This is a genomic window from Acinetobacter sp. YH01025 (assembly GCF_013420185.1).
Taxonomy (GTDB): Bacteria; Pseudomonadota; Gammaproteobacteria; order Pseudomonadales; family Moraxellaceae; genus Acinetobacter; species Acinetobacter indicus.
Genome location: NZ_VOYR01000011.1, coordinates 61,507 through 85,778, shown reverse-complemented (window position 1 = coordinate 85,778; position 24,272 = coordinate 61,507). Strand labels below are relative to the sequence as shown.

At 45.6% G+C, this 24,272-nt stretch carries 23 protein-coding genes; 16 read left to right on the top strand and 7 right to left on the bottom strand.

Annotated features, from left to right (window positions below):
• The first annotated feature begins 111 nt into the window (after nt 1–111).
• The 3 genes from FTT89_RS11705 (at nt 112) to FTT89_RS11695 (ending at nt 2,551) form a co-directional block, all read left to right on the top strand.
• Nucleotides 112–615: a glycine zipper domain-containing protein gene (locus tag FTT89_RS11705; RefSeq protein ID WP_005178715.1), complete on the top strand. Its 504-nt coding sequence runs from the start codon at nt 112–114 to the stop codon at nt 613–615.
• A 150-nt stretch (nt 616–765) separates the two neighbouring features.
• Nucleotides 766–1,761, top strand: coding sequence for an LLM class flavin-dependent oxidoreductase (locus FTT89_RS11700; protein WP_005178716.1), 996 nt, complete (start codon nt 766–768; stop codon nt 1,759–1,761).
• Nucleotides 1,762–1,981: 220 nt separating this feature from the next.
• Nucleotides 1,982–2,551 (top strand): flavoprotein, encoded by a 570-nt coding sequence (locus FTT89_RS11695; protein ID WP_180061422.1) that lies wholly within the window; start codon nt 1,982–1,984, stop codon nt 2,549–2,551.
• A gap of 183 nt (nt 2,552–2,734) precedes the next feature.
• Here FTT89_RS11695 and FTT89_RS11690 read toward each other — a convergent pair whose 3' ends face one another.
• Nucleotides 2,735–3,571 carry a pyruvate, water dikinase regulatory protein gene (locus FTT89_RS11690; protein ID WP_180061421.1) on the bottom strand — a complete coding sequence of 279 codons (837 nt, stop codon included), beginning with the start codon at nt 3,569–3,571 and terminating at the stop codon, nt 2,735–2,737.
• A 155-nt stretch (nt 3,572–3,726) separates the two neighbouring features.
• Between FTT89_RS11690 and ppsA the strand changes: the two genes are divergently transcribed.
• From ppsA to alr, 12 genes are all read left to right on the top strand, one after another.
• The gene (gene ppsA / locus FTT89_RS11685) at nt 3,727–6,105 is read left to right on the top strand and encodes a phosphoenolpyruvate synthase (protein WP_005178721.1); all 2,379 of its coding nucleotides are present in this window, start codon (nt 3,727–3,729) and stop codon (nt 6,103–6,105) included.
• A 66-nt stretch (nt 6,106–6,171) separates the two neighbouring features.
• The gene (locus FTT89_RS11680; RefSeq protein WP_075166879.1) at nt 6,172–6,966 is read left to right on the top strand and encodes an RDD family protein; all 795 of its coding nucleotides are present in this window, start codon (nt 6,172–6,174) and stop codon (nt 6,964–6,966) included.
• A gap of 297 nt (nt 6,967–7,263) precedes the next feature.
• A complete protein-coding gene (gene cyoA / locus FTT89_RS11675; RefSeq protein WP_005178724.1) occupies nt 7,264–8,340 on the top strand; it encodes a ubiquinol oxidase subunit II in 1,077 nt (358 codons plus the stop codon).
• Nucleotides 8,341–8,343: 3 nt separating this feature from the next.
• On the top strand, nt 8,344–10,326 hold the full coding sequence (gene cyoB, locus FTT89_RS11670; RefSeq protein WP_180172861.1) for a cytochrome o ubiquinol oxidase subunit I: 1,983 nt from the start codon (nt 8,344–8,346) through the stop codon (nt 10,324–10,326).
• A 4-nt stretch (nt 10,327–10,330) separates the two neighbouring features.
• On the top strand, nt 10,331–10,951 hold the full coding sequence (gene cyoC / locus FTT89_RS11665; protein ID WP_005178726.1) for a cytochrome o ubiquinol oxidase subunit III: 621 nt from the start codon (nt 10,331–10,333) through the stop codon (nt 10,949–10,951).
• On the top strand, nt 10,948–11,277 hold the full coding sequence (locus FTT89_RS11660) for a cytochrome o ubiquinol oxidase subunit IV (protein ID WP_171065104.1): 330 nt from the start codon (nt 10,948–10,950) through the stop codon (nt 11,275–11,277). Before cyoC ends, FTT89_RS11660 begins: the two co-directional genes overlap by 4 nt.
• A 10-nt stretch (nt 11,278–11,287) precedes the next feature.
• Complete coding sequence (gene cyoE, locus FTT89_RS11655) at nt 11,288–12,166, top strand: heme o synthase (RefSeq protein WP_180061420.1); 879 nt, start codon at nt 11,288–11,290, stop codon at nt 12,164–12,166.
• A gap of 296 nt (nt 12,167–12,462) precedes the next feature.
• Nucleotides 12,463–12,852, top strand: coding sequence for a 30S ribosomal protein S6 (rpsF, locus tag FTT89_RS11650; RefSeq protein WP_005178734.1), 390 nt, complete (start codon nt 12,463–12,465; stop codon nt 12,850–12,852).
• 11 nt (nt 12,853–12,863) lie between these two features.
• Nucleotides 12,864–13,091: a 30S ribosomal protein S18 gene (gene rpsR / locus FTT89_RS11645; RefSeq protein WP_004719336.1), complete on the top strand. Its 228-nt coding sequence runs from the start codon at nt 12,864–12,866 to the stop codon at nt 13,089–13,091.
• Between the two features lie 9 nt (nt 13,092–13,100).
• Nucleotides 13,101–13,547 (top strand): 50S ribosomal protein L9, encoded by a 447-nt coding sequence (rplI, locus tag FTT89_RS11640; protein ID WP_005178742.1) that lies wholly within the window; start codon nt 13,101–13,103, stop codon nt 13,545–13,547.
• 209 nt (nt 13,548–13,756) lie between these two features.
• Nucleotides 13,757–15,202: a replicative DNA helicase gene (gene dnaB, locus FTT89_RS11635; RefSeq protein ID WP_180061419.1), complete on the top strand. Its 1,446-nt coding sequence runs from the start codon at nt 13,757–13,759 to the stop codon at nt 15,200–15,202.
• Nucleotides 15,203–15,247: 45 nt separating this feature from the next.
• The gene (gene alr / locus FTT89_RS11630) at nt 15,248–16,318 is read left to right on the top strand and encodes an alanine racemase (protein ID WP_180061418.1); all 1,071 of its coding nucleotides are present in this window, start codon (nt 15,248–15,250) and stop codon (nt 16,316–16,318) included.
• 68 nt (nt 16,319–16,386) lie between these two features.
• Here alr and FTT89_RS11625 read toward each other — a convergent pair whose 3' ends face one another.
• The 5 genes from FTT89_RS11625 to FTT89_RS11605 form a co-directional block, all read right to left on the bottom strand.
• Nucleotides 16,387–16,821: a BLUF domain-containing protein gene (locus FTT89_RS11625; protein WP_016659098.1), complete on the bottom strand. Its 435-nt coding sequence runs from the start codon at nt 16,819–16,821 to the stop codon at nt 16,387–16,389.
• 96 nt (nt 16,822–16,917) lie between these two features.
• On the bottom strand, nt 16,918–17,652 hold the full coding sequence (locus tag FTT89_RS11620; protein WP_005178750.1) for a proteasome-type protease: 735 nt from the start codon (nt 17,650–17,652) through the stop codon (nt 16,918–16,920).
• Nucleotides 17,653–17,682: 30 nt separating this feature from the next.
• Nucleotides 17,683–18,462 (bottom strand): transglutaminase family protein, encoded by a 780-nt coding sequence (locus tag FTT89_RS11615; RefSeq protein WP_005178754.1) that lies wholly within the window; start codon nt 18,460–18,462, stop codon nt 17,683–17,685.
• Nucleotides 18,459–19,061 (bottom strand): alpha-E domain-containing protein, encoded by a 603-nt coding sequence (locus tag FTT89_RS11610; RefSeq protein WP_045794921.1) that lies wholly within the window; start codon nt 19,059–19,061, stop codon nt 18,459–18,461. The genes FTT89_RS11615 and FTT89_RS11610 overlap by 4 nt, the downstream gene beginning before the upstream one ends.
• Nucleotides 19,062–19,081: 20 nt before the next feature.
• A complete protein-coding gene (locus FTT89_RS11605; RefSeq protein ID WP_016659101.1) occupies nt 19,082–20,632 on the bottom strand; it encodes a circularly permuted type 2 ATP-grasp protein in 1,551 nt (516 codons plus the stop codon).
• Nucleotides 20,633–20,877: 245 nt separating this feature from the next.
• Between FTT89_RS11605 and FTT89_RS11600 the strand changes: the two genes are divergently transcribed.
• Nucleotides 20,878–21,876 (top strand): YafY family protein, encoded by a 999-nt coding sequence (locus FTT89_RS11600; RefSeq protein WP_016659102.1) that lies wholly within the window; start codon nt 20,878–20,880, stop codon nt 21,874–21,876.
• Between the two features lie 325 nt (nt 21,877–22,201).
• Here FTT89_RS11600 and mnmG read toward each other — a convergent pair whose 3' ends face one another.
• Nucleotides 22,202–24,082, bottom strand: a complete 1,881-nt coding sequence (mnmG, locus tag FTT89_RS11595; protein WP_016659103.1) for a tRNA uridine-5-carboxymethylaminomethyl(34) synthesis enzyme MnmG — start codon at nt 24,080–24,082, stop codon at nt 22,202–22,204.
• Between the last annotated feature and the right edge of the window lie 190 nt (nt 24,083–24,272).

Sequence of the window (24,272 nt, the reverse complement as noted above, 5' to 3'; positions counted from 1 at the left end):
ACAGCATTGACCAAAATTAGCATTTTGACACCTGTGCCCTCCACGATCTTTTCTCAAAGTTTTTCTACATTAAAGTCAAGACAAATTGAATGTGCTCTTTGGAGTGTAACCATGAAGATCAACAAAATTTTATTGAGTACAGTACTGGCCAGCTCAGCGCTTATGATGGGTACAGCACACGCCGACAACAACACCCGTGTCGCAGTAGGTTCCGCTTTAGGTGGTGTGGTCGGTGCAGCCATTGGCCAGCAAATGGGCGGCTCAACCGGTGCGTTAATTGGTTCTGCCTTGGGTGGTGCCGGTGGTGCAGCAGTCTCTGCCGATAAACGTGACCGCAATGGTGCAGCCATTGGTGCCGCTTTAGGTAGCGCTGGTGGTTATAGTGTCGGTAAAAACATGGCCGGCAGCAATGGTGGTTATATTGGCGCAGCCTTAGGTGGTGGTGCCGGTGCAGTGTTAGGTACCAAAGTCAGCGAAGATCGCCGTTATGATGACCGTTATGATCGTCGCTACGACAGCCGTGGCTACCGTTACAACGACTATCGTTATAATGACCGTTACCGCAGTGATAATGGCCTGCATCTGGGTCATTATAAAAACGGAAAACGCCGTTAATTTCAAAGTTCAGAATCTAAACCTATCACAAGCACCCTCGGGTGCTTGTGTTGTTTTACACGATGAAACCTTATATCGAAAAAAAACGATATACAAACATCGGGACACAACGTATGCTGTGAGCCATAGATATGTGAATAGAGAACGCCAATGCGCAGTTTAAAAGACACACAATTTTCCATTCTGGAACTGGCACCGGTTCGTGACGATAAAACCATTCAATTTTCCCTGCATCATGCGCTAGAGCTGGCGCAACGGGCAGAAAAACTGGGCTATGCCCGCTTCTGGCTGGCTGAACATCATAATATGGACGGCATTGCCAGCTCGGCCACAGCGGTGCTGCTCGGCTACATTCTGGCCAACACCCAGACTTTAAAAGTCGGCTCTGGCGGGATTATGTTGCCCAACCACGCCCCTTTAGTGGTGGCAGAACAGTTCGGTACACTGGCTACACTCTATCCGGACCGGATTGAGCTGGGTCTTGGTCGTGCGCCCGGCACTGATCAGACCACCATGCGTGCCTTGCGCCGTGGCCGTCAGGAAACTGAAGACCAGTTCCCGCAAGATGTGCTGGAAATTCTGCACTATTTCAAAGAACCTGAACCGCAGCAACGCATTGTAGCGACGCCGGGACAAGGCACCCATGTTCCGGTCTGGTTACTCGGTTCCAGCCTGTTTAGTGCCCAGCTGGCAGCCCGATTGGGTCTGCCCTACTCGTTTGCCTCACACTTTGCGCCGCGGATGCTCGGTCAGGCCATTCAGCTGTATCGGGATAACTTCCAGCCGTCTGAATATCTAGATCGGCCTTATGTATCGATGGGCGTGCCAACGGTCGTGGCGGCCACCGATGAAGAAGCGCAGTTTTTGGCCACCAGTGCCTATCAGCGGGTTTTAGGTTTAATGCGTGGTCAGAGCCTGAAACTGAAAGCGCCAGTCGCCAGCATGGACGGTTTATGGTCACCGGCTGAAAAAATGTCGGTGGATAACTTCTATGCCATGGGTCAAATTGGCTCACCTTCGACTGTTAAAGCCGGCTTAGAACAGTTGTTGAGCCGTTATGAGGTCGATGAGTTTATCTTTACCTGTGATGTCTATGACACTGAAAAACGTCTGCAAAACTTTGACTACCTGATGCAGCTCAAATAAGTTTCATCGAGCTGTAATGGAGCCTGTAAACCGTGTGGATTTACAGGCTTTTTTTATTGTGACGGTGAATCTATTCTCGCCCCATCCTGCACTGATATTTTCGTCACCGTGACCGAAATGACTGGCCAGATAGTTAAAGCGCTTTACCTTCCAGCAAGAGCTGACTAAAAATAGAGTAAAACATCTAAATTGATAAAACCAAGAATGAAAGGATGCCCTCATGGTCGTTAAACAGCAGGATACCGGCAAAAGCTTTTTTGAAAATTGTGCAGCAGACTTTCATGCCTTTCAGGGGCTTTGCATCAATGCCAAAGACAGCAAACAGCATGACTTCAGTCAACGCAGCGTGGCGATTATTGGTGCCAATCAGGACAGTGTCTCGCAGCTGGACAAAATTGCCCAGGTCGCCAGTCAGGTTAAAGTCTTTCAGATTGAACCGCATTTTGTATTACCGAGTACCGAACGCGGTATCCATCGTTTAATCAGCCATCCGCTGGTATTTAAAAACCGCCGGCTGTTTAACAACCGGGTCAAGAATATTCTGGCCTTGCGCTTTTTAGATGCGCAGGTGGTAGATACCTGGCTAAAACGTCAGCTGACCCCGAATATTGCCGATACCCAGCACGCCTATTTTAAATCGGACAGTTATTATGCTGCGCTGCAACGTGACAACTGTCAGTTAATTACCTGGCCCATTGCCCGAATTGCAGAACACAGTATTTATACCATTGATGGCAGTGAATATAAGGTCGATGTGATTATTACGACTCACCGTAATCCGGAAAAGTAAATACAGGTACAAGTAAATTAAAAGAGCGGTAAATTAAGAGAAAAGTGTTATTAATTTTCAAGCCGATGAGAGCAATGGATGAAACAGGATTTTAGGCCGATTTTTTAGTTTTTTAATTTATTTTCAGTCTAATATCCACTGGAATACTGCAGCCTGTAGTATTCCAGCTTTAACAACAATTACTTAACCAATACGACGTTTCAGACCGGTCATTTGCAGGACACGGGTCGAAATTTCTTCAATCGACATTTCAGACACATTCAGGTATTTAATACCTTCAGAAATATAAATGCCTTCAATGGCACGTAATTCCATCTGGCACTGGTTAAAGCTGGCATAACGGCTATTGGCTTTACGTTCGGTACGAATTGCCACCAGACGCTCGGCATCAATCATCAAACCGAATAATTTATGTTTGTGTGGACGCAGCACAGCTGGCAAACGGTTATCATCCAGATCTTCTTCGGTCAGTGGATAGTTGGCCACACGTATACCAAACTGTAATGACAAATAAATCGAGGTTGGGGTTTTACCAGAACGGGATACGCCAATGAGAATCAGATCAGCTTTGTCATAGTGACGGGTACGTGCGCCATCATCATTGTCCAAAGCAAAATGTACCGCATCAATTCGCGCTTTATACGATTCTGAATCAGTTACAGCATGGGTCTGCCCTACCAGCGTGGTTGGCTGTGTGCCCAGCTCATCGGCCAGTTTGCTGATCAACCCCTCAAATACGTCCAGATTGACGGCATTGGCGGTATTGATAATATCGCGCACATACGGATCGACCAACGTATCAAATACCAGTGGCGGCTGACCGTCTAATTTAGCACGTCGGTTAATTTCTGACACCACATCGGTGGCTGCTTCTTCCGAGCTGATATAGGGAATAATATGAATGTCAAAATCGACATTCGGAAACTGCGCTAAAAGGGAGTGTCCCAAGGTTTCGGCTGTAATTGCGGTTCCATCGGAAATAAAGAACACACTCCGCTTAATTTGTTTACCTTCGGACATTAAAATTCTCCTTAAACATTTGTCTTAGTGCTATATAATCTTTATAGTAAACTGATCTTACATGACTGTCGCTTAGTTAAATCAAAAAGCTAAGCATATTCAATATAATTTCATGCCAAGATAGTGATTAATACTGCAAAAGTGGAGTAATAACTTTGGAAGCGCGCGTAATTGGTCTAGAAAAATTAGGGAAACACGACGTTGAGCTCGTAGGTGGGAAAAACTCATCTCTGGGCGAAATGATCAGCCATTTGTCTAATGCTGGCGTCTCTGTACCAGGTGGCTTTGCGACAACGGCTCAAGCTTATCGTGAATTTCTCGAGCAAAGTGGCCTAAACGCTAAAATTCAAGCCGAGCTTAAAACGTTAAATGTAGATGACGTCAATGCTCTTGCTGAGACAGGCGCAAAAATCCGTCAATGGATTGTCGACACTCCGCTTACGGCAGAACTTGAAAAAGAAATCCGCGATGCTTTCGCAGAACTTTCTAACGGCAACCCTGACATCGCGGTTGCCGTTCGTTCATCTGCTACCGCAGAAGATTTGCCAGATGCTTCTTTCGCGGGTCAACAGGAAACTTTCCTGAACATCCGTGGCATCGACAACGTCCTGATTGCCATTAAAGAAGTATTTGCCTCTTTGTACAACGACCGCGCAATTTCTTACCGCGTACACCAAAACTTTGACCATGATGTTGTTGCCCTGTCTGCTGGCGTACAACGCATGGTGCGCTCAGAAACAGGTGCCGCAGGTGTAATGTTCACCCTGGATACAGAATCTGGTTTCCGTGATGCAGTCTTTATTACGGCTTCTTACGGTCTGGGTGAAATGGTGGTACAAGGTGCGGTCAACCCGGACGAATTCTATATCTCTAAGCCACTGTTAAGAGCAGGTAAACACGCAGTTCTACGTCGTAACCTCGGTTCTAAACACCAGAAAATGATTTATGGTGAAGAAGGTGCGGCTGGTAAATCTGTGGTTGTGGTTGATGTTGAAAAAGCCGACCGTCAACAGTTCGCCTTAAACGATCACGAACTGCAAGAACTGGCAAAACAGGCGTTAATCATTGAAGAGCACTACGGTGCACCAATGGACATCGAATGGGCCAAAGATGGTGATGACGGTTTAATTTACATTGTTCAGGCGCGTCCGGAAACAGTGAAAAGTCGTCAAAACGTGGGCACCATGGAGCGTTACCTGCTGAAACAACGCGGCACGGTATTGTGTGAAGGCCGTTCAATTGGTCAGCGTATCGGGTCTGGTAAAGTTCGCATCGTAACCTCGATTAAAGAAATGGACAAAGTCCAAGACGGTGATGTACTGGTTTCTGACATGACCGACCCGGATTGGGAACCAGTGATGAAACGTGCCGCTGCCATTGTCACGAACCGTGGTGGTCGTACCTGTCACGCTGCGATTATTGCGCGTGAATTAGGTGTTCCTGCAATTGTGGGTTGTGGTAATGCCACTGAAGTCTTGACTGACGGTCAGGAAGTGACAGTATCTTGTGCTGAAGGTGATACCGGTTTCATTTACGAAGGTGCTTTAGATTTTGAAGTACAACGTAACTCAATCGAGTCGATGCCTGCGCTGCCATTCAAGATCATGATGAACGTGGGTAACCCGGACCGTGCGTTTGACTTCGCGCAAATTCCAAACGAAGGCATTGGTTTGGCACGTCTTGAGTTCATCATTAACCGTATGATCGGTGTGCATCCAAAAGCATTACTGAATATTGACAGCTTGCCACGTGAAACACGTGCAGCCGTAATGGCACGTACTGCGGGTTATACTTCTCCAGTTGAATTCTATGTTGAAAAACTGGTAGAAGGTATTTCAACGCTGGCAGCCGCGTTTGCAGACAAGCCAGTCATCGTGCGTATGTCTGACTTCAAATCAAACGAATATGCCAACCTGATTGGCGGTAAGTTATACGAGCCGGAAGAAGAAAACCCGATGCTAGGCTTCCGTGGTGCAAGCCGTTATGTATCAGACAACTTCCGTGACTGCTTCGAGCTTGAATGTCGCGCACTGAAAAAAGTCCGTGATGAAATGGGCTTAACCAACGTACAAATCATGATTCCATTTGTACGTACTGTGGCTGAAGCGAAACGTGTGATGGAACTGCTGGCACAAAATGGCCTGAAACGTGGTGAAAATGGTCTGAAAGTGATCATGATGTGTGAATTACCAACCAACGCCCTGTTGGCTGAGCAATTCCTTGAACACTTCGACGGTTTCTCAATCGGTTCAAACGACTTGACCCAGTTAACCCTTGGTTTAGACCGTGACTCAGGTATTGTTTCTCACCTGTTTGATGAACGTGATGCAGCGGTAAAAGCCCTGCTGTCGATGGCGATTCATGCTTGCCGTAAAGCGGGCAAATATGTCGGCATCTGTGGTCAAGGTCCATCTGACCACCCTGACCTGGCAAAATGGCTGATGGAACAAGGGATTGAATCTGTGTCGCTGAACCCAGACTCAGTATTAGACACCTGGTTCTTCCTTGCTGAAGAAAAAGCTCAACAAGCTTAATAAAACATGTTAAAAAAGACCCATTCATTGGGTCTTTTTTATTTATAGATTTGAGATTAAAACTTTATGCAGATTTACTTGGCACGAAATAATCAACAAGCCGGTCCATATACCTTGGAGCAAGTAAACCAGATGCTTGCCAGCCAGCAAGTGTTACTGACAGATCTTGCATGGCATCAAGGGATGACAGAATGGAAAGCTTTAGGTGAGCTCACCCAAGGTAAACTTGTATATCAACCTGAAGGCTACGAGCCTGCGCCGGCCGCACCGGAAGCATCACCGTTTCAGCAGCCGCAGAATACTGCCAGCTATAACAATTCAAGCCTGAACCAGCCGCAAGCAAAAGCCACTCAAACCGAACTGGCCTCTATCGGCACCCGTGCACTGGCGAAAATTATTGACCTGTTGCTGTGGTTACCGGCTGCCGCCATTCCATCTTTCTTTTTAACGCAGGACCAGTTTGGTCAACTGTCTGAACTGCAACAGAAAATGCAGTCAGCCACCAGCTCTGATCAGGCCGTGCAATTACAGTCAGAACTGTTTCGCCTGATTCCTGCCGATGCCTGGCAAATGATGGCTATTTACCTGCTGATTATGCTCGGGATTCAGGCGTTTCTGCTGGCCAAAAGTGGACAGAGTATTGGTAAACGTTTAACCAAAATCAAGATTGTCGATGCTGAAGACCACAGCAAAGTAGGCCTGACCCGCGTATTTGCCCTGCGTACCCTGGTTTTCATTATTTTGAATCTGTTATTCATGCCGTTTATTACAATTGCCGATTATATCTTCGCTTTGGGTGAAAAACGTCAGACTTTGCATGACAAACTGGCCAAAACCAAAGTCGTAAAGCAAGAAAAATAAAAGATCAAAAAAGGGATGAAATTTCATCCCTTTTTTATTCATTACATTGATATACAAATAAAAATATTTTGTAAAAAAGTTAATTCCGAGTGACAAAATCGGTTTTTATTACAGTCATTTAAAGCCGCTTTTTGAGTAGCTTAGTTTGTCGATATCAGGCATAATGCCCTACAACGTAGCGGTGTATCATGATCGACAAGGATTTTTGCGTCAAAAAAATACTTATCAATCATGCGACACTATAATCGCTATCCCATAATTAAATTAGGGAATGGGACTCTTCACCGAGGTTGTAAAATGAGACAAACGATTTTAGCTGTATTGTCTTTATCTACGATGGCTGCACTCTTAACCGGGTGTGGTGGTGATATGGTACTTCTAAACTCGCAAGGTCCAGTTGCTGAAGGTCAATCGAACCTGATGATGACTGCGATCTACTTGATGCTATTAGTGGTGATTCCTTCAATCATCATGGCATTATGGTTTGGTTGGAAATATCGCGCATCAAATAAAGATGCAGACTATAAACCAACATGGGCACACTCTACTGCGATTGAAATCGTGGTTTGGGGTATCCCGGTTATTATTATTGGTATTTTAGCTTGGTTAACTTGGTGGGGTTCCCACAAGTATGACCCATACCGTCCAATCGAGTCAGATAAGGCTCCATTAACTGTTCAGGTTATTGCCGAACAATTCAAATGGATCTTCATCTACCCAGAACAGAACATTGCGACTGTTAACGAAATCCGCTTCCCAGAGCAAACGCCGGTAAGCCTTCGTTTAACATCTAACTTTACAATGAACTCGTTCTTTATCCCTGCATTGTCTGGTCAGATTTATGCAATGGCGGGTATGCAGACTCACCTGAACCTATTAGCGAACAGCACTGGTCAATACCGCGGCTTCTCGTCTAACTACTCAGGTTACGGTTTCTCTCAAATGCGCTTCCTTGCTCACTCTGTAACTGAAGCCGATTTTGATCAATGGGTAACTGCGGTTAAAGCCGGACAAGGCACAACGATCAATCCTGAAGCTGTTCAAAAAACAGTTCTAGATCAAGCTGAATTTGCATCTTTACGTGACGGTAACCGTTCACAGAAACAAATTGATGCAATGGTTCGTAACGCGAAAACAGAACTAGAGAAAAAACTTGCTGCAACTGCTGAAGCAGAAGGTCCTTATAAGACTCAGCCACATCCTGTGACTTATTACTCTTCTGTAGAGCAAGGCTTGTTTGAATCTGTGATCAATAAATACATGAGTAACTATCATGGTGCAGACCATTCAGCTCAAGCTGAAACTGCGCTTGAAGCGCCTGCTTCAGAAGCTCATGTAAACGTTGAACATGCGACTGCTTCTGTAGAGGAATAAGACATGTTTGGTAAGTTAGGACTAGATGCAATTCCGTACGATCCAATCGTACAGGCTACAGTTGTAATGATGATCCTGGGCGGTCTCGTTCTTGTTGCGGGTATTACCTACTTCAAGAAATGGGGTTACCTGTGGAATGAATGGTTCACATCTGTAGACCATAAAAAAATTGGTATCATGTATATCATCGTGTCTGTGGTCATGCTACTGCGTGGTTTCGCCGATGCGATCATGATGCGTCTTCAGCAATTCCTTGCACGAGGTGGTGGCGAAGGTTATTTACACCCTGAGCACTACGACCAGATCTTCACCGCGCACGGTGTGATCATGATCTTCTTCGTGGCAATGGGTCTTGTAGTAGGCTTGATGAACATCTCTGTACCTTTACAGATTGGTGCTCGTGACGTTGCCTTCCCATTATTAAACTCTTTAAGCTTCTGGCTGTTCGCTGGTGCTGCGGGTCTGATGATGGTTTCACTTGCACTTGGTGAGTTCGCTGCAACAGGCTGGATGGCTTATCCTCCACTGTCAGGTATTGAATACTCTCCAGGCGTAGGTATGGACTACTACATCTGGGCATTACAGATCTCCGGTTTAGGTACGCTTCTAACGGGTGTTAACTTCTTCGTTACCATCATCAAGATGCGTGCGCCTGGCATGAAATTAATGGACATGCCGATCTTTACCTGGACATCTTTATGTACAGCGGTACTGATCATTGCTTCATTCCCAGTGTTAACTGCAACAATTGCAATGTTAACGCTTGACCGTTACTTCGGTTTCCACTTCTTTACAAACGACATGGGTGGTAGCCCAATGTTGTATGTAAACCTGATCTGGACTTGGGGTCACCCTGAAGTTTATATCTTGGTATTACCAGCATTTGGTATTTACTCAGAAGTTGTTGCGACGTTCTCTCGTAAAACGTTGTTCGGCTACAAATCAATGGTGTATGCAACTGTAGCAATTACTGTATTGTCTTTCGTTGTATGGGTTCACCACTTCTTTACCATGGGTGCAGGTGCCAACGTTAACGCGTTCTTCGGTATCATGACCATGATTATTGCGATCCCGACGGGTGTGAAAATCTTCTCTTGGTTATTCACCATGTACAAGGGCCGCATCACCTACACAACTCCAATGCTGTGGACACTTGGCTTCCTAGTGACTTTCGGTATCGGTGGTTTAACAGGTGTATTAATGGCAGTTCCACCAGCGGACTTCCTGGTACACAACTCTTTATTCCTGATCGCTCACTTCCATAACGTAATTATTGGTGGTGTAGTATTCGCGATGTTCGCAGGTATCATTTTCTACTGGCCAAAAATGTTTGGTTGGAGACTGAATGAAACTTGGGGTAAAGCTGCATTCTGGTTCTGGTTCTTAGGTTTCTACTTTGCGTTCATGCCGCTGTATATCCTTGGTTTCATGGGTATGACGCGTCGTCTGAACACATATGACAACCCAGATTGGGACCCATATGTCATGATCGCGATGGTGGGTTCGGTAATGATTGCCATTGGTATTGCATGCTTCTTAATGCAAATCATTGTTGGCTTCTTGCAACGTAACCAGCGTCTTGACCACACTGGCGACCCTTGGGATGGCCGTACCCTTGAATGGGCGACTTCATCTCCTGCTCCGTTCTATAACTTTGCGCATCTTCCAAAGATCAATGGTATTGATACTTTCTGGACTGACAAAGAGAATGGCGTAGCTTACGCGAAACCAGCGAAGTACGAAGACATCCACATGCCAACCAACCGTGCTGCGGGCTTTGTGATTGCTATGTTTATCACAGTAATGGGCTTTGCACTTATCTGGCACATCTGGTGGTTAGTAGTTGTAACGTTTATCGCGTCTATCATTTCGTTCATCGTGAGCTCGTTCACGAAGAAAGTGGACTACTATGTTCCTGCAGCAGAAGTAGAACGCATTGAAAACGAACGTTATGCCTTACTTGAAAAACACTTGAAGAAGGACTAAGACAATGGCTGAGGTACTTCATCACGACAACCACGGACACGATGAGCATCATCATCACGATGATACTGACATCACTGTCTTTGGTTTCTGGACTTACTTGATGAGTGACTTGATCATTTTCGGTACACTCTTCATTGCATTCGCTGTATTAAGCAGCCACGTTCCAGTTGGTACTCCAAGTGCAAAAGATCTTTTTGGCGAGTCTTTAGGTTTCGTTTTAACTGAAACCTTCGCCCTGCTGATCTCTTCAGTAACCTTTGGTTTTGCAGTTCTGGCTGCATACAAAAAAGATGTTGCTAAAGTTTTAACTTGGTTAGGCATCACATGGATCTTCGGTGCGATCTTTATTGGCATGGAACTATATGAGTTCAATCATTTAGTTCACGCTGGTCATGGCCCAAGCGTTAGTGCGTTCTTATCTGCGTTCTTTACTTTAGTTGGTACGCACGGTATTCACGTTACTTCTGGTCTGGTATGGATGATCGTGTTAATGATTCAAATCAAGAAATATGGTTTGACTCTACCTAACATGCGTCGTCTTGCTTGCCTAAGCTTGTTCTGGCACTTCCTTGACATCGTATGGATCTGTGTATTCAGCGTCGTTTACTTGATGGGAGTTCTATAATGGGTCACGATCACAACGCTGCTGGCGCATCACACGGTAACTTCAAGCAGTACTCTGTTGGCTTTATCCTGTCTGTTATTTTAACCGTTATTCCTTTTGGTATGGTTATGGCAGGTGGTTTTAGCCGCGGTCTGCTGGTCACAGTTATTGCGATTACTGCGGTTGCTCAGGTTCTTGTACAGTTAGTTTACTTCCTGCACATGAACTCGTCTTCAGAACAACGCTGGAACGTGATTGCGTTTATTTATACAATCCTCTGTATCGCTATTCTGTTAGTGGGTTCAGTATGGATTATGAACTACCTTCACTACAACATGATGATCTAAACTGGTTGTCATGCTGAAAAAGTATTTATTCCTGACTAAGCCAGGAATTCTCTTCGGTAACTTCGTTACCACTTTGGGTGGCTACTTTGTAGCCACTCAAGGTTCTGTAGATTTCCTTCTCCTGCTTCTTACCCTTCTGGGCACTACCCTGGTAGTGGCATCTGGATGTGTGGTTAATAACGTAATTGACCAAGACATCGACCAAAAAATGCAACGTACACAAAATCGTGCGATGGTAAAAAAAACCATTTCAGTTCCGGTTGCTTTAGCGTTTGCTTTAGTGCTGGGTGTACTGGGTTTTAGCATTTTATGGTTTGGGGTAAATGCGTACGCTTTCCTTTTTGCCGTGATTGGTTTTGTAGTTTATGTCGGCTTTTATAGCTTATGGACCAAACGCACCACCATTCATCAGACCATTATTGGTAGTATTTCGGGCGCAAGCCCACCGGTTATTGGTTATACTGCGGTTGCAAACCAGTTTGACCTGGCTGCCCTGCTTATTTTTCTGGGCTATGCACTGTGGCAAATGCCGCATTCCTGGGCGATTGCCATTTACCGCTTCGATGACTACAAAAATGCAGGTATTCCAATTTTACCTGTGGCGCGTTCTGTGTATCGCACCAAAGTAGAGTCGCTAATTTATGTGATTCTGTTTACAGTGGTCATGAATGCCTTATTTGTATTTGGATATGCCAACTGGTTATATCTGCTGATTTTAAATGCCCTGTGTATTTACTGGCTGTACATTGCCATCCTCGGCTTTAAAGCAGAAAATGATCAGCTGTGGGCAAAACGCTTGTTCCTGTTCTCTGTAATTTTAATTACCGTGATCAGTTTAAGCTTCAGCATTACTGCGCAAGCTCCTGCAAATTCAATCATCCTCTTTTAAAAGATAGAGCCCTCTCTATCTTTTAAGATGGGACTCCCCTTCTAATTCCAGTTTTCTTTTCTTCGATCTCTTTTTCTGATTTATAGATACTTACTCTCTATTAGTAAGCTTATTACCATAATTCCCCACCTCACTCTTTTGTTGAAATAAGTGATCAAGCTCTTTGTTCAATGGCTTGTATTTCGTTAGCAAAAGCACTAAAATTCACGCTTCGCAATTTTGCGACACAACCCTGGTTGTGACTCCTTGCTTCTGGCTATTTGGTCAGGGGCTGCATAAACCGTAAGGAGCTGACAATGCGTCACTACGAAATCGTACTTTTGGTACACCCAGACCAAAGCGATCAAGTTGTGGGTATGGTAGAACGTTACCTGACTCACATCAAAGAAGCTGAAGGTCAAATTCACCGTTTAGAAGATTGGGGCCGTCGTCAATTGGCTTACCCAATTAACAAAATTCACAAAGCGCACTACATTTTAATGAACGTTGAATGTGGTCAAACGACTCTTGATGAACTTGAAGAATTGTTCCGTTATAACGACGCGATCCTTCGTAGCTTAATCATCCGTCGTGAAAACGCTATCACTGAAGAGTCTTTACTGGCTAAGAGTGCTGAAGAAAAACGTGCGCGTAAAGCTCAACGTGAAGAAGCACAACAAGTTAACCAAGACTCTGCTGAAGCATAAGGAGAACATCAATGGCACGTTTTTACCGTCGTCGCAAGTTCTGCCGCTTTACAGCTGAGAACGTTACGTACATCGACTACAAAGATATCGATACTTTAAAACAGTACATCACTGAAAACGGCAAGATCGTTCCTAGCCGTATTACAGGTACTAAAGCTCGTTACCAACGTCAATTAGCGCTTGCGATCAAACAAGCTCGCTACTTAGCGTTGATCCCTTACACTGACAATCATAAGTGAGGTTGAGCTGTGGATATTATCTTATTACAACGCATTAAAAACCTTGGTAAATTAGGCGATAAAGTATCAGTTAAAGCTGGTTACGGCCGTAACTTCCTTATCCCTCAAGGTAAAGCAGTTGCTGCGACTGAAGCAAACACTGCTGCTTTTGAAGCTCGTCGTGCTGAACTTGAGAAGCAAGAAGCTGAAGTATTGGCTGCTGCTCAAGCACGTGCTGACCAACTGAACGAAGTAAATATCGTAATCACTGCGAAAGCGGGTGATGAAGGTAAATTATTCGGTTCAATCGGTACTCGTGACATCGCTGACGCGTTAACGAACGCTGGTTTAGAAGTAGACCGTTCAGAAGTTCGTTTACCAAACGGTGCGCTTCGTCACACTGGTGAATTCAACATCGCAATCCAATTGCACCATGATGTTGTTGCTGAAGTTCTCGTTACTATCGTATCTGAGTAATTTCTCGCAAGAAAAAAGGGCATGCCTTGGCATGCTCTTTTTTTATTTCTGTAAAAATCTCCTCACCTTTTTGTAAGCTATCCGTTCTTAAAATCTGCTCGCTTTTTTTGCCAGAGCGCGTATGATTTGTGGTTACACCGTTTATTGAATTCATGCTATAAGACCACCGGTTTTATTTGGTATTCATCGTATTAAAATCAGGGAATTATATGTCACAGGCGCTGGCCAACACCAAACCAACTCCAGTCAAAACAGAGAGTTCCAGCAACGATTCCGGTGCGCTCAAAGAGTTTCGCACCCCGCCGCATAACCTGGCCATTGAGCAGGCCGTTCTGGCTGCCCTCATGACCGTGGCCGAATCACTGGAACAGGTCGGAGATGTATTACAGGAATCCGATTTCTACGCCACGCGACACAAATATATTTACCGTGCCATTGATACCCTGGCCAAAGAAAACTCCCCTTATGATGCCGTTCTGGTCAATGACTGGCTGATCAAGCACAATCTGCTTGATGCCATTGGTGGTGAAGAATATCTCATGCAGCTGATGGCCGATTCACCATCGAGTTTCTATAACCTGGAAACTTATGCGGCTAAAATTAAAGAGTTTGCGACCTTAAGAAACATGATTAAAGTCAGCTCGGAAATTCTGCAAAATGCCTATGACACCAAAGGCCGCACTGTCAGTGAAATTCTAGACCTCGCTGAAACCAATATTTTCCAGATTGCCGAGCAGCACAATAACAACAAGAAAAATGCCGGTCCGAAAGCCATTAATACCGTCGTGGCCGATGTCTTCGACAAGTTAAATGAACTGTCGCAAATGGATGGCAACATTACCGGTCTGACCACCGGCTTTGTCGAGCTGGACAATAAAACTTCGGGGATGCAAGCTGGCGACCTGATTATTGTTGCGGCCCGTCCGTCAATGGGTAAAACCACCTTTGCCATGAACCTGGTTGAAAGTGTACTGTTCAATAACGACCTGCCGGCGCTGGTTTACTCCATGGAAATGCCAGCCGATTCAATTGCCATGCGTCTGATTTCCTCGTATGGCAAAGTGCATCAGGGGAATTTACGTTCCGGCAAACTCAGCGGCGATGAATGGTCCAAAGTCACCGGCACCATTTTACAGCTACAAGAAAAGCATTTATACATTGATGACTCATCAGCGCTCCCTCCAACCGAAGTACGTTCGCGTGCGCGCCGGATTGCCAAACAGCACGGCGGCAAACTCGGCTGTATCATGGTCGACTATTTGCAGCTGATGAAGGTACCGGGCATGGGCGATAACCGTGTCGGCGAGATTTCAGAAATTTCGCGTAGCTTGAAAGCCTTAGCCAAAGAAATGCAGTGTCCGGTCATTGCCCTCTCCCAGCTCAACCGCTCGCTGGAAAACCGTCCCAACAAACGCCCAGTAATGTCCGACCTTCGTGAATCGGGTGCGATTGAGCAGGATGCCGACTTGATCATGTTCATTTACCGTGATGAGGTCTATAACAAGGAATCTAAAGAAGCCGGTACTGCCGAAATTATTATTGGTAAACAGCGTAACGGCCCGATTGGCACCGTGCGTCTGGCGTTTGAAGGCCAATACACCCGCTTTAGTAACCTTTCCCCTGAGTTTTATGCTCAGTACGATGATGATGAATAATTCAGCCATCATTGCCTTTCCATGACCCTGTAGGAGTAAATAAGGGTGCGCCAAGCTACAGTTTATATTGATCGCGCTGCGCTTCAATATAATTTAAACCGTGTCAGACAACTTGCCCCAACTGCCAAAATTGTCAGTATGGTCAAAGCCAATGCTTATGGACATGGCGTTAAAGACTGCTTAGCAGCCTTACAAGACAGCGATGCCTTTGGTGTCGCCTGTTTACAAGAAGCACTGGAAATTCGTGAACTGGGGTTCCAGCAACCCATCACCCTGATTGAAGGCGTGTTCACTAAAGATGAAATGCCAATTGTCATTGAACGGAATATCGAGATTGTGGTGCATCAGCCTGAACAGGTTGCATGGCTCATTGCGCACAAAGATGCCTATATCTCTAAAAATCTGAAAGTCTGGGTTAAGCTCAACAGCGGCATGAACCGTCTGGGCTTTAAACTTGAGGTGATTAAAGAGGTCATTCAGCAATTAAAATCGGCCGGCTTTACCTGTGTTCTGGCGATGCACTTTGCCAATGCAGATGCTGATCATCCACTGAATGATGAACAGATCCGTCAGTTTCTGAAAGTAAAAAACGACTGCGCACCGATTTTAGCTTCGTGCTGTAATTCTGCTGCTATTTATAAATATCCGGAACTGCATTTTGATTTTGTCCGTCCCGGCATCATGCTTTATGGCGCAACTCCGTTTGCAGACCGAGATATTTATGCACTAGATTTAAAACCGGTGATGACCTTTAGCGCAGAAATTATTGCCTTAAATGAGATTCAGGCCGGTGAACAGGTTGGTTATGGCTCGACCTTTACTGCCGATAAAGCTATGCAACTGGCTATTGTGTCCATTGGCTACGGTGATGGCTATCCACGTGCCTTCTTTGCGCAGAATTTTGTCGCCATTAAAGGCCAAAAAGCAGCTGTAGTCGGTCGTGTTGCCATGGATATGATTGCTATTGATGTAACTGGATTGGATGTTCAGTTAGGCACGGAAGTCGAGCTTTGGGGTAAGCAACGATTAGTGGATGATGTCGCAGCAGCCAATGGCACCATTGGTTATGAGCTGTTGTGCCGTTTAACCCAGCGTCCGGACCGTAAAGTTATTTAATCTTTTCAATAAAAGAGAATCTCAATGGAGGTTCTTTTTTTATTCTTTTTATAACGCAGGCAGCAGATTTAAGCCACCTCATCTACCACCGAATGATTTAGCGCCTCATATAGCACCTGAAGCAATCCATCAACCTGTGTGGCATTTAATTGATGCGGTAAAAATTGCGCATGACCGAGTTGCTGAAAATAGGCTTTGATCTCGCTATTACGCATCACATATTTCATGGCCCAATCCTGAAAACGCTGCTGGGCAACATGATTCTCGGTAAAAATCTGGATATTCTGATGACGCGGATCACCAACAATCCCGGCAAAAATTTCCTGAACGGCCTGTTCATCACCTTGCAGACATTGAAAAAAATAACCCTCTGCATAGCACAGCACACCCGATACCTGATGCTGGGTATTAGCATTGCGCGCTTCGATCAGAATATTGCGTAAATCTTGCAGTAAATTTTCAGCCGTCGAGGTACTCTGGCTGGCATAGCAAAGCTGAAACATATTCAAGTCCTCATCATGATCTGTACGAATATTTTTTGATTTTCTTAAGGATTTATCATTCAAGGAAAACTTGATTAAAATAAAGGGACTGAGCTTTTAAGTCAAATAATCTTCGGTTGGCACCGGCAATTCCTGCAACCCGCGTCTTAAGGTATCGGACCACTGCTTGCTGATATATTCAAAGTACGGGTCTTCTTCGCAAATACGTTTGCCCAAAGGAATATGCAGGCTGTCTTTATGATAAACCATACAGTCCAGTGGCATACCCACGGACACATTGGAACGTAAAGTGGAATCAAAAGAAATCAGGCCGCAGCGTAAGGCATCTTCCAGCGACATATCATAGCGTAAGGCCCGGTCAAGAATTGGTTTGCCATATTTGCTTTCTCCAATCTGGAAAAACGGCGTATCACGCGTGGCGCAAATAAAATTGCCTTGCGGATAAATATGATACAGCTGCATCGGCTCGCCTTTAATCTGCCCGCCCACCAGCAAATTGCAATAATAATTATGCTGCTCGTCTTTATCGTCGGTAACATCCTGAATGACTTTTTTCAGCAAACAACCCACCAATTCTGCCACTTCAAACATGGTTTTGACACTATATAAATGCGGTTCCTGGTTTAAAGTCAGATGATTTTTTAAATGCCCGATGACTGCCTGCGTGGTCGCCAGGTTGCCCGAGGTCTGAATGGTAATCAGGCGCTCACCTTCCACGCCAAAGGTATACAGCTTGCGAAATACCGAAATGTGATCGACCCCGGCATTGGTACGCGAATCACTAATAAACACCAGACCATCTTTTAAACGCAGCGCACAGCAATACGTCATAGCTTTATCCTTTTAATTGTCATCCATTACTTAGCAGGCCAGAACCTGCACCATGGTCTGCATGTGCTCGATGCCGCCTTTTTCTCTTACGCCACGGACCGGCGCCACATCCCAATAATCCCGCCCGACGGCCAGATAGACATGCGAGTCTGGCTGAAAAGCCAGATTGCTGACATCAAAACAGTACCAGTGCTGTTCTAAAAATACCTCTACCCAGGCATGGCTGGCAAGATGTGAACTGTTGCTGCTATATAAATAACCGGAAACATAACGTGCCGGGATGCCTAAAGATTTACACATGGCAATCAGCACATGGGCATGGTCCTGACAGACGCCCTGTTTGGCCTGAAAGGCTTCAATGGCGGTGGTCTGCACCGAAGTTTGGGCCGGACGGTATGGCATATGGCTTAAAATCGCTTCTGACAAACGGATCAGGTTGTCACGATTCACCTGCAACACATACTGCCGTGCAAAACACTGCATTTCAGGGCTGCACAGCGTGCTGGCTGTTGGTTGTAAAAATAGATAGGGATTCAGCTGATCTTGCAGGCCCCATCGCATCTGCGGACGCAACTCGACAATGCCCTGCGCCATAATACTCAGACTTTGATAGCTAAAGCGCTGGGTGCTGGTCATCCAGATATTCTGAAAAGCATCCTGTTTAATCTCGGATTCCCCTGGCACACTAATCGCCCAATGATGAACCTGTTGATGGGCATTGTTCGGCGGGGTCATTTTAATATATTGAATACTGTTACAGGCCGGTGCCGAATAATGATAATGGGTCTGGTGATTAATCATGAGCCTCATGCATCGGCCTCGAACAGTTGCTGGATATGGTCACTAAACTGGTAAAAATGCATGCTGTCGGGCTGCTGCTTCAGCTTCATCCAGATTTCGGATAAAGAATCCCAGCCGGCTTGGGTCAATAATCCCACCACCACTTCAATATAATAGACCGTGCCCTGAATATCCTGCTTTAAGCGCAATTGCCGGTCCAGTTGCTCGAGATGCTGGCCCAGTTTAAAGAACAGGAAAATATCAGATGCTTCAGCTTCTAAGACTTCATGACAATCTCCAACTACATCACAGATATAGGCTGGATTTTCTTTGGCATTTTTAATGTACTGGTTTAATTCGGCATAGGCATGTGCCGACAAGACCCCGCGTAAATCCTGAATATTATCTTTGGCATACTGAAACTGCTGATGAAAAGAGGCGGGCTGTTCCGGATTTAGAATCAGCTCATTTAAAGATGCCGCATCAAAGGCTGGCAAACAGAAGGCGTGTGCATACTGCAAGGCATCATCATTATATTTAAATGGAAACTGACTGCATAAATACTGGATGCGGGTCAAATAACGACCCAACCAGAAAATCTGCTGTGCATTACGACTCAGTAAAATCACATGATTCTCCTTGGGAGTTGTTATGAATGTAAGGGATCAACCACCCAGGTATCTTTAATGCCACCACCTTGAGATGAATTGACCACCAGCGAACCGGCCTGCATGGCCACACGGGTTAAGCCACCGGGAACAATTTCAGTACGATAAGGCGAGCTGAGCACAAAAGGACGTAAATCAATATGCCGTTCGGCAATGCCCTGTTCGGTTAAGGTCGGACTCACCGACAGATTCAGGGTCGGCTGGGCAATGTAGGCTTGCGGTGCGGCCAGAATTTTCATTTTAAACTCGGCCAGTTGCTCCTCGGAGGCTTGAGGACCAATCAGCATGCCATATCCACCTGAACCTTGTGCTTCTTTCACCACCAACTGTTCCAGATGTTCCAGCACATAGGCCAGATCATCTGCTTCGCGGCATTGATAGGTCGGGACATTATTTAAGATTGGTTGTTCACCCAAATAGAAATGAATCATTTTATCGACATAAGGATAAATGGATTTGTCATCGGCCACCCCGGTACCCGGCGCATTGGCGATGACGACGTGATGCTGTAAATAGGCCGACATCAGGCCCGGCACACCCAGGGTGCTGTCCGGTCTGAAACAGAGCGGGTCTAAAAATGCATCATCTACCCTGCGATAAATTACATCAACCTGCTGTTTGCCCCGCACCGTTTTCACATAAACCTTGTCATTTAATACAAACAGGTCACTCGATGTTACCAAAGGTACACCCATCTCACGGGCTAAAAATGCATGTTCATAATAGGCACTGTTATAGCGCCCCGGTGTCAGCACCACAATAAAAGGCTGATCGACATAGGCATTTTCGGCCAGAATTTCTTTTAAAAGCTGCGGATAATGCTCGATGCCCTGAATATTATTCTGCTGATACAGCTGGGGAATCAGTTTCTGGCTAATCTTACGGCTTTCCAGCATATAAGACACACCCGATGGCGTTCTTAAATTGTCTTCCAGCACAAAAAATTCACCGTGCTGATCACGAATAATGTCAATGCCACTAATCTGACTATAGACCTTACCCTTCAGACCATGACCAAGCATATGTGGCTGATAGGCTTCGTGGGTCAGCACCTGCAGTTCCGGTACGATACCGGCTTTTAGAATATCCTGTTGATGATAAATATCATGTAAAAACAGATTTAGCGCCCGGGTACGCTGGGCACAGCCCAAGGCCACTGTATTCCATTGCTGCCGGGCCATAACTCGCGGAATAATATCAAAAGGAATGGTGCGCTCGGTGCCTTCCTGATCGCCATACACGGTAAAGGTAATTCCCTGATACAGAAAATGTGCTTTGGCGGCATCATTCAGTGCTGTCAGTTCTTCTAAACTGTGCTGGGTCAGCCATTGTTCGATTTTCTGCGCGGCACTATCGGCAAGGCTCTGTTCGCCCGACAATTCATTAAAAAATTCAGATTTCAATTGTTCGAATAATACAGATGATTTTTGCTGCGGCAGCGAAATATCGGTCACCGAGACCTGCACCCGCTCTAAAAGATGGTCTGATGTTATTGTATCTATTGAATTTGTATCTTGATTTTCTTTCAGCATACAAACCTCATCATTGTTATCCTTTCTAATTTTATATAAGCAATTCCAGTGCCAATAATTGTGACTTAGCATTCACTCTTTCTTTATCGCCGATCTGTACAGATAAAACAAATCTTATTTTGCTTCATCTTGTATCAATTTATCGCCAGACCTCGTGCCTGCCACTTGCCAAAAAGCATGACATTTCTTATTGTGTGGACTATAGCCATGTACTCTCCAATATTTATCTCAGCGCTGATTCCAATATGTCGACACAAGAAAAAGAAACGTCCAATAGCCTCTATCGCCAGTGGCAAATCCTGTCCCGCCTTTCTACCGGAAAATGGATGGGCACCCGTGAATTACAGGAAATTCTGCAACGTGAAGGCATTGATATCAGCCTACGTACCATCCAGCGTGATTTAAACCAGATTTCGCAGCGCTTCCCGATTGAAAATAATGGCACCGTCCCGCAAGGCTGGCGCTGGCGCTCCGATGCACCGCTACAAAGCCTGCCGCACATGACCAGCTCACAGGCAGTCACCTTTATGATGGTGGAAGAACATCTCAAACATCTGTTACCACCTAGCCTGATTGAGGAAATGACTCCGTGGTTTGATCTGGCACGGCGCAGCCTGTCGACCCAGAACAATGTCCGCCAGTGGATTAACCGGGTGCGGATTGTGCCGGCCATTCAGCCGCTGATTCCGCCAGTGGTCGATAAAAGCGCACAACAGGCCATTTATGAAGGCTTATTGCAGGATAAACAGCTGGAATGTGTTTACCATCCACGTACCACCGCTTCGGAAGAAAAGACCTATATTCTGAATCCGCTGGCGCTGGTACAAAAAGGTGCAGTGATTTATCTGATTTGCACCCGACACGACAAAACCGATATTCAGACCTTTGCCCTGCATCGCTTTAAATCGGCGGAGGTATTAAATTCCCGCGCCCTGCATCCGGTTAATTTTGATATTGATGCCTATATTGAATCCGGCGCGCTGGGCTTTAGAGTCGATTACAGCAAGCCGACTGAAAATATCGAGTTGAAACTGACCATGTCAGAAGCCGATGCGCATTATTTTGAAGAAACCCGTTTAAGCAAAGACCAGCAGATTATCCAGCTGGACAATGGCTTGTATCAGGTCATTTCCAATGTACCATTTACCTCGCAACTGGTGTGGTGGCTGCGCAGTTTTGGCAAAAAACTGGTACAGATTGAACCGGCAGAAGTGTCTGACGCTGTGCATCAAGTCAATGAATAAAAAAGGTCCCAAGTCCGGGACCTAACATTTGCTTATCATTTTTTCAATTTTTTTGTTATCGCTGCTGATTTTTAGGGAAGTTGAACAGGATGCGATTACTGTTAGCATGCCAATTCAGCCGTATTATAACGAATGGTTTTTAAGGTCATCGTGTACTCCTCTCTGTTTGGATAAGATGACTGTAACGCTTCCAACATCATCTGTGAAATCATAAGATCTGCAGCTTAAATCTGTTTTTTTCTTAAACTCAATTTCCACTTTATTTATTCAGCACATAAAAAAGCCCGCGATCTCAACCGCGGGCTTTCTCACAAATTAGGATCTTTTAAGCAGATTTACGGGCTTGGGCATTTTTACGGATGGTGATCATCACCAGCTGTACCGCCGCAGGGGTCACGCCCGGAATACGGCTGGCCTGCGCTAGAGTTTCCGGCAATACCTGTTTCAGCTTCATGGTGATTTCACGCGACAGACCGGATACGCCGTCATAATCAAAATCAGCCGGGATTTTGGTTTCTTCCAGACGTTTCATCTGTGCTACATCTTCATGCTGACGGTTGATATACCCTTCGTATTTCACCGCAATTTCAATCTGGTCACCGACTTGCTGCGATACTTCTGAACCAGTCAGTTCGGCAATTTGCGCAAAAGTGATGTTTGGACGTTTTAGCAGGTCAATTGCAGAACACTCTTTAGAAAGGTCTGCACCCGTCATTTCAACGAATTTTTTACCCATCGGGTTATTTGGCGCAGCCCACAAGTGCTGTAAACGGCCTTTCTCACGCTCAACTGCATCCATTTTTTCACAGTAAGCATTCCAGCGTGCATCATCCACCAGACCCAGTTCACGGCCAATCGCGGTTAAACGCTGATCTGCGTTATCTTCACGCAGCATTAAACGGTATTCGGCACGTGAGGTGAACATCCGGTACGGTTCTTTGGTTCCCAAGGTAATCAGGTCGTCAACCAGTACGCCCATATACGCTTCATCACGTTTTGGCGTCCACTGTTCCTGATCCCAGGCACGGCGTGCAGCGTTCAAACCTGCAAGCAGACCTTGCGCACCAGCTTCTTCATAACCGGTGGTACCGTTGATTTGACCGGCAAAGTACAGGTTATTAATCGCTTTGGTTTCCAAAGTGAATTTCAACGCTTGCGGGTTGAAATAATCGTATTCAATCGCATAACCCGGACGCAGAATATGCGCATTTTCCATACCGCGGATTGAGCGCACCAGTTCAAACTGCACGTCGAATGGCAGTGACGTTGAAATCCCGTTTGGATACAACTCATGGGTATCTAAACCTTCAGGCTCCAAGAACACTTGATGCGAATCCTTGTCGGCAAAACGGTGAATTTTATCTTCAATCGAAGGACAGTAACGTGGACCTACCCCTTCAATCACGCCGGTATACATTGGCGAACGATCCAAACCACCACGGATAATGTCATGGGTTTTTTCATTGGTATGGGTGATATAACAGTTGACCTGTTCAGGATGCATCGAGGCATCGCCCATAAATGACATCACTGGAGATGGGAAATCACCCGGCTGCGGGGTCATCACCGAGAAATCGACTGAACGTGCATCAATACGCGGTGGAGTCCCGGTTTTTAAACGGCCCACCGGCAGCTGCAATTCACGTAAACGGTGTGCCAGAGAAATAGAGGGTGGATCACCGGCACGACCACCGCTGGATTTTTCCAGACCGACGTGAATCACACCACCCAGGAAGGTCCCGGCAGTCAATACTACCGTTTTGGCATCAAAGCGAATGCCCATTTGGGTGACCACACCTTTAACGGTATCGCCTTCTACAATCAGGTCATCCGCCGCTTGCTGGAAAATATCCAAGTTTGCTTGGTTCTCAAGCGTTTCACGAATCGCGGCTTTATAACGAACCCGATCAGCCTGCGCACGTGTGGCACGCACTGCAGCACCTTTACGCGAGTTCAGAATACGGAATTGAATCCCGCCTTTATCGGCAGCCAGCGCCATCGCACCGCCCAAGGCATCAATTTCACGCACCAGATGCGATTTACCAATACCACCAATGGCCGGGTTACAGCTCATCTGCCCCAAAGTCTCAATGTTATGAGTTAAGAGCAAGGTTTGTCGACCCATCCGCGCCGCAGCCAAAGCCGCTTCCGTACCCGCGTGACCGCCGCCGATAACAATGACATCGTAAACTTTAGGATAATGCATAGTGGTAAATTGAGAGATAAAAAGAAATGACAGAATATTATAGCAAAAGCCGGCGTATAAGTTGACAGATTAAGTCAATTTTATTTGGATTTTCTCGTGGTTTTTCACCTGATTGATTGGCTGGCAATGTAAATGAACGTTGCAGATATACTGCAAATAAAAACATTTCATATTAAAAATTAACCAGATA